This window comes from Pseudarthrobacter sp. AL07, assembly GCF_029960665.1.
In the GTDB taxonomy this organism is placed as follows: Bacteria; Actinomycetota; Actinomycetes; order Actinomycetales; family Micrococcaceae; genus Arthrobacter.
Genome location: NZ_JASBRB010000006.1, coordinates 61,004 through 74,508 on the forward strand (window position 1 = coordinate 61,004; position 13,505 = coordinate 74,508).

The following is a 13,505-nucleotide window of genomic DNA, read 5'->3' on the forward strand; positions in this document are numbered from 1 at the left end:
GAAGCGTCAAGCTATCCGGATATACCACCTGACAAACCCTAAGGAGAAACACCATGGCTCTTCCCGCAGACGTCACCACCGGCACCTGGACCCTCGACAACTCGCACAGCGAGATCGCGTTCACCGTCCGGCACGCAGGCATCAGCAAGGTCCGCGGCCAGTTCAAGGATGCCGCGGCAACCCTGGACCTCGCCGCCAACGTGGCCGATTCCAAGGTCAGCGCCATCATCCAGACAGCCAGCTTCGACTCCGGCGATGTCAACCGCGACGGCCACGTCCGCGGCGAAGACTTCTTCGACGTCGAGACGTTCCCGGAAATCTCCTTCGTCTCCAACGGCCTCGTGGCCAAGGGCAACAGCTACGAGCTGACCGGGGACCTCACCATCAAGGGCGTCACCCGCCCGGTTGCCCTCGAGACCGAGTTCAACGGCGTGGCTGTGGACCCGTTCGGCATGACCCGCGCCGGCGTCTCCGCGGAAACCATCATCAGCCGCAAGGATTTTGGCCTGACCTGGAACGCCGTACTGGAAGCCGGCGGCGTGCTGGTCAGCGACAAGGTTGCCATCAACCTGGAGCTCGCGTTCATCGCACCCGCAGCATAGTTTTCATCCTGAAGCACCCCGGCCGCCCTACCCGGAATCTGGCGGCGGGGGTGCTTTGTTTTGTCCCCTAGATACCGGCGAACCCGCGGTCTACAGTGAGACCCATGAGCAACAGTGAAGTGCCACGGCCCCAGCAGCCTCAGCAGCCCGGCGCCGAGCAGCCCGGTGCCCAGCCGCCTGTCACACCGCCGCCTACCGGCAGCGCTCCTCCGGCCAGCAACGTTCCGCCCGCCGGCTACCAGCCGCCGCAGGGTTTCCCGCAGCCGGCCCAGCCGTACAGTCAGCCGGGCCCGGCCTACAACCAGCCGGGCCAACCGGGCGGCTTCCAATTTGCGATGCCTACCGACGGCCCTCACAGCTTTAATGACGTTATGCCCAAGGGCGGTTTCTCCGGCATGTTCAGCGTGACCGGGCTGCCCACCGAGCTCAAGGTCTCGTACTGGATCTGGCTCATCGGCGGCATGTTGGGAGTCCTTGGCGGCCTGTTGGCAGTGCTGGGCTCGCTGGCGTTGTTCGTTGTGGCACCCGGGCTGGCTGCTGTGTTCCTCCTACTCATCCTGGTGGCCCTCGCCCTGGCCGCGGCCCAGATTGTCCTGGCCCTGAAGATGAAGGAGGGCAAGGAGTGGGCCCGGCTGGCCCTCACGATCGTCGCCGGCGTTTCACTGGTGCTCGCCGTGATCGGCGGCAGTGTGGGCGGCGGCAGCGGGATCGGCAACAACTGGCTGGGCTTCCTCATCTCCGCCGCGGCAACCGTCCTGATGTGGCTGCCGAACTCGCAGGCCTGGTTCACCTCCGTCAAGGGACGCGCGTAGACGCATCTCACCCGGCCAGCCGGGCTGTTAGCCGGGCTGATATGGGCGTTGACGAACGTGGATAGACAGCCGTGTGCGCACGAATATCCGCTGAAAGCTGGGCCGTGAACGAACCGGGCTGGCTTCCGCCCGAATACCTCTCTGGAATGATCCCCCGCGGCATGCGCCGGGGGTACGGTGGGAACTAAGCCGTACTGGGGGCAGGCCAGTTGGACTGCACCCAGCAGCCGAACTGACATCCGACCTGCAAAGGACCGCTCATGAGCACGCCTGTCCCGCCTCCTGTCCCGAACGAGCCCGAGCCCGGCAATCAACCGCCAGCCCCCCGATACGGCGAGAACAGCCCGCAGTTCGGGCAGCCCACGCCACCTGCGCCGCAGTACGGGCAGAACGCCCCGCAGTATGGCCAGAACGCCCCGCAGTATGGCCAGCAGACTCCCCCGGCGCCGCAGTATGGGCAGAACACCCCGCAGTTTGGGCAGAACACCCCGCCGCAGTTCGGCCAGCCCACACCTCCGCCGTATGGCCAGCCGCCGTACGGACAGTACCCTTACGCGCAGTACCCCTCAGAACAGCCGCAGGTCACTGGATCGAACGGGGTGCCCCGGCTGGTCAATATCTCGTTCTGGCTGCTGATCGGCGCGGGTGTTGTGTACGTCATCAGCCTGCTGATGGGCATCGGCAGGCTTGACGATCCTCAGATCCGGAATGCGTTCGACGACGCCATGCTCAGCAGCGGCGCCACCCCTGCTGACTTCAACTACGAAGACTTTAAGGGCATCCTTGCCGGATCGCTCGTAGTCTTCGCGATTATCGGTGCGGGGTTGTACGCACTCGTGGCGTTCTTCGTCCGGAAGGGCAAGAACTGGGCCCGTATCCTCGGCACCGTTTTCGCGGCACTGTCAATTTTTGGCCTCTTCGGCGTACCGAGCTTCGGAACCCTGGGGACTCTGGCGGGAATCGCGGCCATCGTGCTGCTCTACCTGCCGGCGGCGGCCCCGTACTTCCGCAAGCCGCAGCCGTTCGCCAGCCCCTACGGCGCACCGGGCAGCACGCCTGGCAACCCGTACGGCCAGTAGCACCACCCAGCTCGAATCCACAACCTCAACGGGCGTGGACCCAGCCATCGGCCAACGAAACTAGGCGGACTGGTCCGGGGTCTGCGCCCGTTGGGCGTGATAGGCGAGGATCTGCAGCTCGGTGGCCATGTCCACCTTGCGCAGGTTCACGCCCTCGGGGACCTGGAGCATGACGGGGGCGAAGCTGAGAATGCTGTGGACGCCGGCAGCCACCACGCGGTCGCACACGGCCTGCGCCACGGTGGCCGGAAGCGCAAGGACCACCATGTTTGCGCCCGTCCGCTGCAGCACCGCCTCCATGTCCGCGGCGTCGCTGACCCGCAGCCAGCCCACCTCATTGCCCACCACCATCTGGTCGGCGTCGAAAATGGCCACCACGTCAAACCCGCGGGACTCGAAACCGCCGTAGCGGGCCAGGGCTTTGCCGAGGTTACCCGCGCCAACAATGGCGACCTTCCAGTCGTGGGTCAGCCCCAGGGCTGCGGAGATGTGGCGGCTCAGGTACTGCACTTCGTAGCCCACGCCACGCGTGCCGTAGGAGCCCACGTAAGAGAGATCCTTGCGAAGGGTTGACGAGCTCACGCCCGATGCTTCCGCCAGGGACTCCGAAGATACCCGTTCGACGCCGTCGGACAGCAGCGTGTTAAGGGCGCGCAGGTAGATGGTCAGCCGTGCCACTGCTGCGGGCGGGATCTGCTTGGCCGCCTCTGTACCGTGGACAGGCTGCGGACCGTGGCCAGGCGGTGTCCCCTGGGCATTCTCTGCACCTTGGACAGCCTGGGGAGATGAATCCAGTGATGTCACTATCCCCTCCATCCCATCGCGTCGTGACTCCACTCTAGAGCCCCGCCACTAGTGCCAACAAAGCCGGCGTCATTCGGCGAGGCCGCTTTCCTATCAGGCCATGGCGCGTTGGAGGACGCGCTCCAGCCGGGCTTCGTCGATCTTCCAGAAATCGCGCTGGATTCCATCCACCAGAACCACGGGGATCTCCTCCGCGTACCGCTCACGCAGTTCCGGCAGCTCATCCACCAGCTGTTCCGTCCACCCAAGTCCCAGCAACGCAGTAACGCGTCCGACGGCGTCGCGCGCGGCTGCGCACAGGTGACAGTCTGCTTTGGTGATGAGGACTACCTCGGGTTTTGCCATGCATTAACCGTAACGCCCCACTGGCACTGGCACTGAAATCCTGGCCACCGAGTATTGACTAGACTCGTGGACATGCCCGAGGAGAAATACGTCGCTGTGGTGACCCAGCCGGATGCGTTGATGCAGACCGGCGAAGCCGCCTTTTTCGACGTCGATAACACCCTCATGAAGGGCGCCAGCCTTTTCCACGTTGCCCGCAAGATGCACCAGCGCGGAGCCTTTACGCTGACGCAGGCTGCAGGGTTTGCGTGGAAGCAGTTTAAATTTGTGACGCGTGGCGAGAACATGGACGACGTCCACGCTGTCCGCGATTCAGCCCTCACCCTCGTTGCCGGCATCACGGTGGAAGACGTCAAGGCCTTGGGCGAAGAGGTCTACGACGAAATGATCGCGTCCAGGATCTGGCCCGGCGCCAAGGCACTGGCGCAGCAGCACCTCCGCGTGGGCCGGCGGGTCTGGCTGGTCACCGGCACCCCCATTGAGGTCGCCACCGTCATTTCCACCAGGCTGGGCCTGACAGGAGCCTTGGGCACGGTTGGCGAGGTTGCCGACGGCATGTACACCGGCCGCCTGGTGGGCGACATCCTGCATGGTGCAGCGAAGGCTGTGGCCGTCCGGGAACTGGCAGACACCGAAGGCCTGGACCTGAAGCGATGCTGGGCCTACAGCGACTCATACAACGACATCCCGCTGCTGACCTTGGTAGGGCACCCGGTAGCCATCAACCCCGATGCCAGGCTCCGCCGCCACGCACGGGACAACAACTGGCCGGTCTACGACTTCCGTTCCGGCCGACGCGCTGCCACCTTGGGCCTCAAGGCAGCAACGGCCGGTGGCGCCGTGTACGGGCTCTGGCGCGGATACTCCCGGATGCGCGGCCCCCGGGCATAACCGCCGCCGCAACTGGCGCCGTCGACGTTTCACGTAGGAGCGCATCGCGGCCGCTCACACGCAAAAAAATGCCCGCTGCCGGATAGGCAACGGGCATTTCACGCTTGTTGAAGTATCTCTACTTCTTATTACGGCGCTGGTGACGGGTCTTACGAAGCAACTTGCGGTGCTTCTTCTTGGCCATACGCTTGCGACGCTTCTTAATAACTGAACCCACGAAAGTTCCTCACAAACTAGATGCAGTACCTGTCTGATGGAAAAGGTCCGTGGACAGAGCTACAGAACTGAAACAACTGACAGATTCTTACAATGACGTAAAACGTTCCTTAACAGGGTACCGCTTCTTGGGCATGCCAACTGACCGCAGGTAATGCTCAGGCGGTTTCGGTGTGTCCGTCCACCACAGCACCCTTAAGGTACTGCTCGACGGCGTTTTCCGGCACCCGGTACGACCGGCCGAAACGCACCGCGGGCATTTCGCCTGAATGGACCAACCGGTAAACGGTCATCTTGGAGACGCGCATGACCTCGGCCACTTCGGCGACGGTCAGGAACTTCGCGTTCGAGAAGTTCTGTTCTGCGGACATTTCGCTATTCCTTTGCTGATGGATGACGACAGTAACCCCAGCTGTGTTTCATTGCGGTGTGCCGATGCTGAGCCATCCACCAACCATGTGTTAGATACTCTAGAGGTTCATGGGGCTGTAGTGAAAGTCATCCGGGCAATGATTAAGAGGTCCGCCGCTTCCGGGAGGACGCCGCGAGCTGATCAAGGACCGAAACGGATACGTCCCAATCCATGCACGCGTCCGTGACACTCTGGCCGTAGACCAGTTCCGGCCGGGCCGCCGCGTGCTCGGTGACATCCAGGTTCTGGGCACCGCCCACCAGGAAGCTTTCCAGCATCACGCCAGCGATGGCCTGTGCCGCCTCGCCGCCGTCCTCCAACTGCGCGCCGATTTCCAATGCCACTTCCGCCTGCCGGTGGTGGCTCTTACCACTGTTGGCATGGCTGGCGTCCACGATCAGCCGGGGGTTGAGCCCCTTCCCGGCGAGCTTGCCGGAGGCGCTTTCGACCTCGGCCACTGAGTAATTGGGTCCCTTACGTCCGCCGCGGAGGATGACGTGGGTGTCCGGATTCCCCGCGGTGGCCACCAGCGCGGCCCGGCCGTCACCATCGATCCCCAGGAAGGCCTGGGCGGCAGCGGCGGCGCCGCACGCGTCGAGCGCGACCTGGAGGTCGCCGTCGGTCCCGTTCTTGAATCCGATGGGCATGGAGAGCCCGGAGGCTAGCTGGCGGTGGATCTGGCTTTCGGTGGTGCGGGCCCCGATGGCTCCCCAAGAGATCAGATCCGCCATGTACTGGGGGCTGATGGGTTCCAGGAATTCGGTGGCGGTGGGCAGTCCCAGCGCGGTGACCTGTTGCAGGAACTCCCTGGCGGTCCGGAGTCCCGTGACCATGTCGTGGCTGCCGTCCAGGCGAGGATCGTTGATCAGGCCCTTCCAGCCCACCGTTGTGCGGGGCTTCTCGAAGTAGGTGCGCATCACGATCAGGAGGTCGTCACGGTGCTTTTCTGCCTGGCTGACCAGCCGGCGGGCATATTCCAGTCCAGCCTTGGGATCGTGAATGGAGCAGGGGCCTACGATGACCAGCAGCCTGTCGTCCACGCCGTCCATGATGGCCCGGACTTCGTCGCGGCCACGCTCGACGACGTCCGTCACCCGGGCGTCCATGGGCAGCTCGGCGATGAGCTCCTGGGGCGTGGGGAGCGGCGTGAATTCGCTGACGCGCAGATTGGACGTGGATTTTGCGGGAGTGGCTGTCGCGGTGCTCATGTTCGGGTCCTGTTCCAGATAGGAAAGCGGGCCCAGATCAGAACCCGCCGGAGAAATGGCGAAGGGCAGAGAATGATCTCTGCCCTGTTGGCTCTGAAGGAAGATGGATGCGTGTCAGTTAGACGCGGGCTCCTCCAGAGCCAACGAAAAATACGCATACCAACGGTTTGTCATAGGCAAACCATAACCGTGTGCTGCCACGGCCGCAAAATCGAGGCCGTAACGTTGCGCGGCGTCAGGCCAGGAGCCTTTGGAGGTACTGCAGCTGCCTGATCCAGTGGTGCTCCTGGCCGCCTTCGTGGTTGTTGAACCGGTAGACCTCGATCTGCTTTTGCGCCGCGGATAGTGCCGTGGAGTCGCCGCCGTAGGCATTGAAGCTGGCGAACACCGTGGACGGCGGGCACACATCGTCCATCTGCGCCACCGAATAAAGGGCAGGCACGGTGGCTGCCCTGGCCAGGTTAACGCCGTCAAAATAGTTCAGGACCGCGAGCATCGGCTCATACCGGTCCCGATGCCTGCCCAGGAAAGCCGCAATTTCCGGATAGGGGCCGCGGGCCGCGATATCGATGGACCTGGGGAAGTCCTGCAAAAAGGGGACGTCGGGCAGCGCGGCGATGACGCCGTCGAGCCTTCCCGCCACCAGCCCGGCAACCGCCACCGCGATGCCGCCACCCTGGCTGAGGCCGGCCAGGACCACGCGCGACGGGTCCACCTCCGGGTGGGACTGCGCCGCTTCCACCGCACGGAACGCGTCCACGTACACGCGGCGGTAGTAGTAGTCCTCGCGGCTGCCTGCACCCCTGGTCATGAGGCCCGCGTAGGCCACTTCGCCTGCTGACGGGTGCGGATCCGCCGTCTCGCCGAGGATCCCGCCGTAGCCCTGGCCTCGGGTGTCCATGATGAAATGCGCGTAACCGGCCTGCGCCCATTTGGTGTCCTGGTTGACCAGGCCGCGGCCGCCCGAATAGCCGATGTACTGCACAACGACGGGCAGCGGGGTTCCGGCGCTACGGTTCGCAGGGAGGTGCAGCCAGCCCTTGATCGGCGAGCCGCCGTAGCCGTTGAACGTGACGTCGAACGTGTCGATGACCGCCAAATGGTTCTCCACCGGCTCAAATGTTGCGTTGAGCGGGAACGTCCGGGCCTCGCCGAGCGTGGCGTCCCAGAAGTCCTGCAGGTCCGCGGGCGGGGTGACCCCCGAGGTGTAGCCGCGGAGCTGGTCAAGGGGGAGGTCGAAGAGGGGCATGCTGCCGTCCGGTCCTGTCTCGTCGGGTTCCTATCGGAGATCCTACGTCACACAATACGTCCGGGGCGCCGCTGATGACGCGATAGGACACGTGCGTCCTGCCTCAAGGAGCGGCTACAGGCGGGAGAGCTGCGGCGGGAACAGCGCCCTGGGCAGGCCCAGGGCGCTGAGGAACCCGGCGGCCCACCGAAGCCCTGGAGCGCACGGCCATCGAGCTGCTGGCCGAGGAGCTCGAGTCTGACACTCCAAAGCACCGGGCCGTCCTCTTCAGCCCCGAACTGGTGGTTCGGCAGAGCACGGCCCCGGCGGAAACCTCCCCTTAGGCATTCCCCGCCAGTCAGCGGCCAGGCCTGCCCTGGCGGGCGTCCGAGCTCCCGCAATTTCCTCTTGCCAGTTGGTGCCAACGGTGGGACTCTGCAGGGAGAGCGAGAGGTCCGTGAGTCCCATGGCACAAAGCACGGAGATCAACGGCGTTGCCGTCGATGAATTACAGACGTCCTTTCAGGGCGACCTTGTCCGCCCGGCTGACGCAGGTTACGACGAGCACCGCAGGGTGTGGAACGGATCGATTGACCGCCGTCCCGCACTTATTGCCCGCTGCACCGGCGTCGCAGACGTGCGAGCTGCCATCCGGTTCGCCCACACGCAGAACCTGCGGGTCTCTGTGCGGGGAGGCGGTCATAGCTTTCCCGGGCTGTCAGTTTGCGACGGCGGTATGGTCATCGATCTCGGGCCCATGAAGGGCATCCGGGTGGACCCCGAGGCGGGAACGGCACGTGTCCAAGCCGGGGTACTGCTCGGCGAGCTCGATCGCGAGACGCAGGAGTTCGGCCTCGCAGTTCCGTCTGGGATCGTCACCCACACCGGGATGGCGGGCCTGACTCTCGGCGGCGGCATCGGCTGGGTCATGCGCAAGTATGGACTCACGATCGACCAACTGCTGTCTGTCGACGTGGTCACCGCAGACGGCGAACTGGTCAAGGCAAGCGAGAACGAGAACGCCGACCTCTTCTGGGGCGTGCGGGGTGGCGGCGGGAACTTCGGAATTGTCACCGACTTCGAATTCCGGCTTGTCCCTGTTGGGCCGTACGTTATGGCCGGGCCGGTCTTTTGGCCGATGGAAGACGCACCGGAGGTGCTGCGGTTTTACCGCGACTGGATCGCAGACTGCCCCGACGAGCTGATGACCATCGCCGTGCAGCGGAGGGCGCCGGCGTTGCCGATTGTCCCGCCGGAGCTGGTGGGCAAGCGCGTCCTTGCTGTCACGGCCTGTTACGCGGGCCCCATCGATGAGGGCGAGCGGGTCCTGCGGCCGCTCAAGGAATTCGGTTCGCCCGTGTTGGACTTTTGCCGGCCGAAGCTGTTTCTGGAGCATCAGCGGACGTTCGATCCGTCGTTCCCCCACGGCTGGCATTATTACGTCAAGTCCTGTGATGTGGCGGCCCTTAGCGACGACGTCATCGACATCGTGGCCGAGCACGGCAGCCGCATCACCTCGCCGGTCACCAGCATCGCCCTGTGGCAGATGGGCGGCGCTGTGGGGCGGATCGACGATGGTGCCACGGCCTTCAATGGCCGCCAGGCCGGGTTTACCTTCAACATCAACGGCAACAGCAAGACCGCCGAGGGCTTCGATGCTGAGCGGCAATGGGCCCGTGACTACTGGTCTGCCCTCGCGCCCCACCACACCAGCGTCTACGTGAACTTCCTGATGGAAGAGGGCGAGGAGCGGGTCAGGCAGGCCTACGGGGCCGCTAAGTACGACCGCCTCAAAGCACTAAAGCGGAAGTACGACCCAGCCAACTTCTTCAGCCTCAACCAGAACATCAGGCCCGACTGATGACATTGCTATTGGATCGGAGAACATCATGCTCAAAGCCCTGCTCTGCAAATTGAACCTGCGCCACGATTGGCACATCCAATCTACTGACGACGGCGGCCGCTACCGGCGCTGCACACGATGCGGCAAGTATCAGGAAGGCGGCGGCGGCCGGGACGGCAACTGGGCAGCGCCGCTGGGTATGGGATAGGTCGGCCCGCCCGTGCCGGTTTTCCGGAGCCGCCCGGCCGCGCAAAACACGCTGGACTAGCACGCGGCTATGCTGCGGACGGCACCAATTTCCGGGGTGGCCGCACCTACACCCGGGCGGCAGGCGAGTACGTCTGGCGGCCGGACCACGGCAGCATCGTCCGGACCGGTAAACCGGCCGCCACCGACGGCGGGCTGACCGAGAAACTCTCCTGAAACGGACCCGACGGCGCTCCAATCCTGACCGAACAGCGTACCTGGACGTTAGCCGCCGTCGGGCCTTCCACCGGCGAACGTCTGGCCCTATTCGGCGGCGGGTAAGTCCGCCGTGCACGGGAGCATCGCACCCTGGCTCGCGTGGTCTGGCGGGTTCACGGCGGGAACGTTCGACGGCGGGACTCGCCCAAGCAGCGCGGCCACGCTCGTGTTCGTGGCCGCGGCGGATTCAACGGACCCGTGGATCGTCCGCGTGGACGGATACGCCGGTGTTGGCCAATCGCTGGCCTGGGATGCGCCTGTTATTGCCAAACCCGGCGTCCCCGTTCGCCGCAGCGTGACCGTGTTCATTGCCGACGTGATTTTGGGTACCGAAGGCATCGAGACATTGGTCAAGACACAAGGGGACAACTCATGAGTTAGACAACAACCGCTGCTACGCCGCCGTCGCAGCTGACCGCAGCCGTGACCCTTGCGGACAGGGGCCGCCGCACGCCGCCCCCCTCTACAGCGGTCCGTGCCATCAAGCGGAGCCGCTGGTACTGCTGTGCAACGGCAGCACCCGGCGCGACTTCCGCCCCCCGCTGGCCACGCATGCACCCCTGGGCCGCCGCGCGATGGCCGTGGTGTGCGCCCGGCCGGACCTCATCTTCGGCGAGAACAAAGCGGCCTACGTCCGCCACGGTTTCGGCGCGGAGCAGTGGGAGCAGCACCATCAGGGCGGACCGGCGGGGTATGCCGGACGGGATCCGCGCGTCACTGCGGCAACCACGTACGCCGTGGTGCTCTACCAGCCGTTCACCTGGAAACCGGCGGGACCCGGCGTGGAGATCGAGGACACGGTCCAGCTGTTAGAGGGCACGGAGAAACCGGGACGTACGTTCCGGAACATCTCCATGCCAGGTGATCGGGCTGGGGGTCTTGTGGATACTGGCTGTCGTGAGCGAGACTCATTGAGCACATGATGAACTGATCGTTTGGATTGCAGGACAAAACCAGCGGGAAGTGGACGCAAGGGCGCGTCCGCGCCTGCTCCGTGGCAACGACGCCGCAGGGGCGGATCCCGCAGACCGGGAGGATTGCTATGGCCGGAATGTTCGAACTGTTCGTTGACGCGGAGTCGTATTTCAGGTTCCGCCTGACTGCGCCGGATGGCACCGTGATGGCAGTTTCCAAGGCTTTTGACAACAAGACCGCAGCTGTTGCCGGTATCGCCGCCGTGCGTGAGTACGCCGGCATGGGGCTGATTGCCGATGTTTCCCCGATGGAAAGGCGGGCCACGCAGCCGGAGGCACGTGATGTGAGTGTTCAGGTTCGTGAAGTCCGGCGCATTCCGGCTGCGGACCTTCACACACGTTCCAGGGAAATGCATCGGGCCACCGGCGAACGTCGATGGGCCGGCGCAGTTTGACGCTCTCGACTCCGACAACCCGGGACAGGCCTCCGCGAAGAGCGGATCCATGCGTTCCCCCAACTACCGATCCCGGCTCATAATGTCGTCTCGACCGGTTTTTCCGGAGAGCGGTCTGCGGGCGCGGGGAGCGCTGCGAGAGGCCCAACGTTGAGGTCGCTTTAGTCGCTGGCGCCTCCGTGGACTTGATCACGCACCGTCCTGGCCTGTGGATCGCAGGTTTTGGTGTCCCGATAGGGGAACCCTCAACGGGCAGATTTCCATGTCTGTCTGCCGTACTCTGCTGACATGACCCCAACCAAGCTTCGTGCCTTGGAAACCATCGGAATCGGGCTGATGGTGCTTGCCCTTTATCTCACCGCGATTCTGGTAGTCATGCTTATGTCGTTGGCAAGGGGAGCGGCCATTTCAACCCTGGCAGTGACTGCCATAGGCGCAGGAGCAGCTGCAGCTGTCTCGTTGGCCCTCCGTCGATACACCAAAGGACTGCGCAACGGCTCAAGTCGCAGATCGAACGTCTGGCCCTCTTAGTGTCGGAACTGGGGTTGCTGCTTCTTGGACTCGGCCTGGCGATAATCGGCTTCATTAATTTTTTTGGCGCTTTTACCGCCACCCGAATGGCGTTCGTCGGTGCGTTCATTTTCCTTCTGACATGAAAATTGCGGTGACGTTGTCCCGTTGACTGAATGATCTGGCGGTCGGCGTTTTGGGACAGGATTATCCGGTGGGTTGCAGGGGCGAGGGTCACTTGGCAGCCCAGGGATTCGAGCCTTCCGATCGCGCGGGCCTTGGTTTTGGCTGGTGCTTGCAGCCTGAAGTAGTCGGCTCCGGGGTCTTTGTAGAGTTCGCCGGTGGTGAGCATGTGCCAGGCCGCGGTGAGCATGGCGCGTTCGATCCCGACGAGTGCCTTCATCGGTCCGCGCCGGGCGGCGAGGCTGGAGTCACGATGTCGCCCAGTTGCCATTAGCTAGTAGTTAAACCACCTTCACCTTCAGAGGACTTTCACCTCCAAGCAAATGCCCATGCTGGGCGTACAACGCCGACGGCTCACAAAGCAGCGACCTGCAGCCGTTGCGACGGGGATAAGACGCAGCTAAGCATGCGTCATCGGCATTTGTGACCGCGGGGAAAAATCGGCATCCGCGGGCCTGTGAGACGATTTGGACTCATACCTCGGCGGACTCTTCCCCGCCTTCCCCACCAGGAGTCCTGATGCCCGCGTTGCCTGCTATTGACCACCTCGCTCTTACCGTGACCGACGTTGAGGTCAGCGTCGCTTTCTACTCCCGTCTGTGGGATACAGAGCCCACCGGGACAATGCTCGATGGGCCGTTTATCCGACGTAAATTCGATCTCGGTGGAGGGGTGTCACTGGGACTCACAGAGCATCGCGCAGCTTCCGGCGAGGGCCGCTTCAGTGAACGCAATCCGGGCCTGGACCATGTGGGTTTTTCCGTATCCAGCGCAGCGGAACTCGTCGAATGGGCCGCGCATCTGGATACTATCGGCGTGGTCCACAGCGGGCCCATCGACGCCCCGTATGGCACGGCACTGAACTTCAAAGACCCAGACGGCATCGCACTGGAGTTCTTCTTGCCCAAGTAAGGGCTGCTCACCGCAGACCCTACGGAATTACCCGCCAGCACACGAAACCTCACCGGCCGTCCTGGAATGCTGCGGCTCCTTTTCCAGACTCCTCTGCGGGCCTTACCAATTCTGATAATTCTCATATCCCAAGCGGTTCAAGATTTAGCCCCATTTCGTGGACAAGTACCCGAACGCTGGCGGGCCCGAATACTACGCCGCTTACTTCGTGAACGCCGATGGCTTCGAACTAGAGCTCGTTGCCACTTCGTAGGAACAACGTCTCCTTCAGAACGCCCGCTCAGCGCTTCGTAAACGAAACAACCCTTCCCTCGGGAACGGCAGCCGGAGGACCGTCTCGTTTTAAGGAAGTGGGCGTATTGGCTATACACCGAAAAAATGTCTCTTAGCCAGGACTGCGACGTCGGCACACGGGTGAAGTTCGGACAGTTACGTAAGAACCAGCGCACCGTCCACGCGGCGCGGGATGCCCAGCGGGTTGCTCTCACGCAGTGCCGGGTGCAGGAACGTTTCCGGAGCGTCTTGGTAGGCGACCGGTCGCTGGAAGCGGCGGACCGCCGTCGCGCCCACCGAGGTGACCTCGTGGCCCGCTTCGGCCGGAGCCGCCGCTGACAAAGATCCTGCTC

General features: G+C 63.9%; 16 protein-coding genes and 3 pseudogenes. 11 read left to right on the forward strand and 8 right to left on the reverse strand.

The window, feature by feature from the left end; genetic code table 11:
- Positions 1-53 precede the first annotated feature (53 nt).
- The 3 genes from QK290_RS07795 (at position 54) to QK290_RS07805 (ending at position 2,493) form a co-directional block, all read left to right on the forward strand.
- On the forward strand, positions 54-602 hold the full coding sequence (locus QK290_RS07795) for a YceI family protein (protein WP_282330122.1): 549 nt from the start codon (positions 54-56) through the stop codon (positions 600-602).
- 104 nt (positions 603-706) lie between these two features.
- A complete protein-coding gene (locus QK290_RS07800; protein WP_282330123.1) occupies positions 707-1,414 on the forward strand; it encodes a hypothetical protein in 708 nt (235 codons plus the stop codon).
- Positions 1,415-1,674: 260 nt separating this feature from the next.
- On the forward strand, positions 1,675-2,493 hold the full coding sequence (locus tag QK290_RS07805; protein ID WP_282330124.1) for a hypothetical protein: 819 nt from the start codon (positions 1,675-1,677) through the stop codon (positions 2,491-2,493).
- Between the two features lie 60 nt (positions 2,494-2,553).
- On the opposite strand, the gene QK290_RS07810 is transcribed toward QK290_RS07805, so the two are convergent.
- Positions 2,554-3,297 carry a redox-sensing transcriptional repressor Rex gene (locus QK290_RS07810; RefSeq protein ID WP_282330125.1) on the reverse strand — a complete coding sequence of 248 codons (744 nt, stop codon included), beginning with the start codon at positions 3,295-3,297 and terminating at the stop codon, positions 2,554-2,556.
- A gap of 93 nt (positions 3,298-3,390) precedes the next feature.
- Positions 3,391-3,642: a glutaredoxin family protein gene (locus QK290_RS07815; protein ID WP_282330126.1), complete on the reverse strand. Its 252-nt coding sequence runs from the start codon at positions 3,640-3,642 to the stop codon at positions 3,391-3,393.
- A 72-nt stretch (positions 3,643-3,714) separates the two neighbouring features.
- Here QK290_RS07815 and QK290_RS07820 point away from each other — a divergent pair, with 72 nt between their 5' ends.
- Positions 3,715-4,533: an HAD-IB family hydrolase gene (locus tag QK290_RS07820; RefSeq protein ID WP_282330127.1), complete on the forward strand. Its 819-nt coding sequence runs from the start codon at positions 3,715-3,717 to the stop codon at positions 4,531-4,533.
- 118 nt (positions 4,534-4,651) lie between these two features.
- Here the strand turns inward: QK290_RS07820 and QK290_RS07825 are convergent, their stop codons facing one another.
- From QK290_RS07825 to QK290_RS07840, 4 genes are all read right to left on the reverse strand, one after another.
- Positions 4,652-4,750, reverse strand: a complete 99-nt coding sequence (locus QK290_RS07825) for an AURKAIP1/COX24 domain-containing protein (protein WP_003792170.1) — start codon at positions 4,748-4,750, stop codon at positions 4,652-4,654.
- A gap of 157 nt (positions 4,751-4,907) precedes the next feature.
- Complete coding sequence (locus QK290_RS07830) at positions 4,908-5,120, reverse strand: helix-turn-helix domain-containing protein (protein ID WP_043452394.1); 213 nt, start codon at positions 5,118-5,120, stop codon at positions 4,908-4,910.
- 142 nt (positions 5,121-5,262) lie between these two features.
- Positions 5,263-6,369 (reverse strand): 3-deoxy-7-phosphoheptulonate synthase, encoded by a 1,107-nt coding sequence (locus tag QK290_RS07835; RefSeq protein WP_282330129.1) that lies wholly within the window; start codon positions 6,367-6,369, stop codon positions 5,263-5,265.
- Between the two features lie 235 nt (positions 6,370-6,604).
- Positions 6,605-7,618 carry an acetylxylan esterase gene (locus tag QK290_RS07840; protein WP_282330130.1) on the reverse strand — a complete coding sequence of 338 codons (1,014 nt, stop codon included), beginning with the start codon at positions 7,616-7,618 and terminating at the stop codon, positions 6,605-6,607.
- 176 nt (positions 7,619-7,794) lie between these two features.
- Here QK290_RS07840 and QK290_RS07845 point away from each other — a divergent pair.
- From QK290_RS07845 to QK290_RS07870, 6 genes and pseudogenes are all read left to right on the forward strand, one after another.
- A pseudogene (locus QK290_RS07845) lies at positions 7,795-7,941 on the forward strand (LacI family transcriptional regulator); the annotation flags it as partial.
- Between the two features lie 122 nt (positions 7,942-8,063).
- Positions 8,064-9,458: an FAD-binding oxidoreductase gene (locus tag QK290_RS07850; protein WP_282330131.1), complete on the forward strand. Its 1,395-nt coding sequence runs from the start codon at positions 8,064-8,066 to the stop codon at positions 9,456-9,458.
- 28 nt (positions 9,459-9,486) lie between these two features.
- Complete coding sequence (locus tag QK290_RS07855) at positions 9,487-9,648, forward strand: hypothetical protein (RefSeq protein ID WP_282330132.1); 162 nt, start codon at positions 9,487-9,489, stop codon at positions 9,646-9,648.
- A gap of 327 nt (positions 9,649-9,975) precedes the next feature.
- Positions 9,976-10,281 carry a DUF6807 family protein gene (locus QK290_RS07860; protein WP_282330133.1) on the forward strand — a complete coding sequence of 102 codons (306 nt, stop codon included), beginning with the start codon at positions 9,976-9,978 and terminating at the stop codon, positions 10,279-10,281.
- 109 nt (positions 10,282-10,390) lie between these two features.
- Positions 10,391-10,720: pseudogene (locus QK290_RS07865) on the forward strand (peptidase M24); the annotation flags it as partial.
- 227 nt (positions 10,721-10,947) lie between these two features.
- Positions 10,948-11,274: a DUF1508 domain-containing protein gene (locus QK290_RS07870; RefSeq protein WP_282330134.1), complete on the forward strand. Its 327-nt coding sequence runs from the start codon at positions 10,948-10,950 to the stop codon at positions 11,272-11,274.
- A 733-nt stretch (positions 11,275-12,007) separates the two neighbouring features.
- On the opposite strand, the pseudogene QK290_RS07875 reads toward QK290_RS07870, so the two are convergent.
- Positions 12,008-12,226: pseudogene (locus tag QK290_RS07875) on the reverse strand (IS110 family transposase); the annotation flags it as partial.
- Positions 12,227-12,486: 260 nt separating this feature from the next.
- On the opposite strand from QK290_RS07875, the gene QK290_RS07880 reads away from it, so the two are divergent.
- The gene (locus QK290_RS07880; protein WP_282330135.1) at positions 12,487-12,879 is read left to right on the forward strand and encodes a VOC family protein; all 393 of its coding nucleotides are present in this window, start codon (positions 12,487-12,489) and stop codon (positions 12,877-12,879) included.
- 429 nt (positions 12,880-13,308) lie between these two features.
- Here the strand turns inward: QK290_RS07880 and QK290_RS07885 are convergent, their stop codons facing one another.
- On the reverse strand, positions 13,309-13,494 hold the full coding sequence (locus tag QK290_RS07885; RefSeq protein WP_282330241.1) for a hypothetical protein: 186 nt from the start codon (positions 13,492-13,494) through the stop codon (positions 13,309-13,311).
- Positions 13,495-13,505: the final 11 nt, after the last annotated feature.

What these genes read in the sequence shown, in the direction of transcription:
- QK290_RS07795 (WP_282330122.1), top strand. Translation starts at nt 54, where the DNA reads ATGGCTCTTCCCGCAGACGTCACCACCGGCACCTGGACCCTCGACAAC.
- QK290_RS07800 (WP_282330123.1), top strand. Translation starts at nt 707, where the DNA reads ATGAGCAACAGTGAAGTGCCACGGCCCCAGCAGCCTCAGCAGCCCGGC.
- QK290_RS07805 (WP_282330124.1), top strand. Translation starts at nt 1,675, where the DNA reads ATGAGCACGCCTGTCCCGCCTCCTGTCCCGAACGAGCCCGAGCCCGGC.
- QK290_RS07815 (WP_282330126.1), bottom strand. Translation starts at nt 3,642, where the DNA reads ATGGCAAAACCCGAGGTAGTCCTCATCACCAAAGCAGACTGTCACCTG.
- QK290_RS07820 (WP_282330127.1), top strand. Translation starts at nt 3,715, where the DNA reads ATGCCCGAGGAGAAATACGTCGCTGTGGTGACCCAGCCGGATGCGTTG.
- QK290_RS07830 (WP_043452394.1), bottom strand. Translation starts at nt 5,120, where the DNA reads ATGTCCGCAGAACAGAACTTCTCGAACGCGAAGTTCCTGACCGTCGCC.
- QK290_RS07835 (WP_282330129.1), bottom strand. Translation starts at nt 6,369, where the DNA reads ATGAGCACCGCGACAGCCACTCCCGCAAAATCCACGTCCAATCTGCGC.
- QK290_RS07840 (WP_282330130.1), bottom strand. Translation starts at nt 7,618, where the DNA reads ATGCCCCTCTTCGACCTCCCCCTTGACCAGCTCCGCGGCTACACCTCG.
- QK290_RS07850 (WP_282330131.1), top strand. Translation starts at nt 8,064, where the DNA reads ATGGCACAAAGCACGGAGATCAACGGCGTTGCCGTCGATGAATTACAG.
- QK290_RS07855 (WP_282330132.1), top strand. Translation starts at nt 9,487, where the DNA reads ATGCTCAAAGCCCTGCTCTGCAAATTGAACCTGCGCCACGATTGGCAC.
- QK290_RS07870 (WP_282330134.1), top strand. Translation starts at nt 10,948, where the DNA reads ATGGCCGGAATGTTCGAACTGTTCGTTGACGCGGAGTCGTATTTCAGG.
- QK290_RS07880 (WP_282330135.1), top strand. Translation starts at nt 12,487, where the DNA reads ATGCCCGCGTTGCCTGCTATTGACCACCTCGCTCTTACCGTGACCGAC.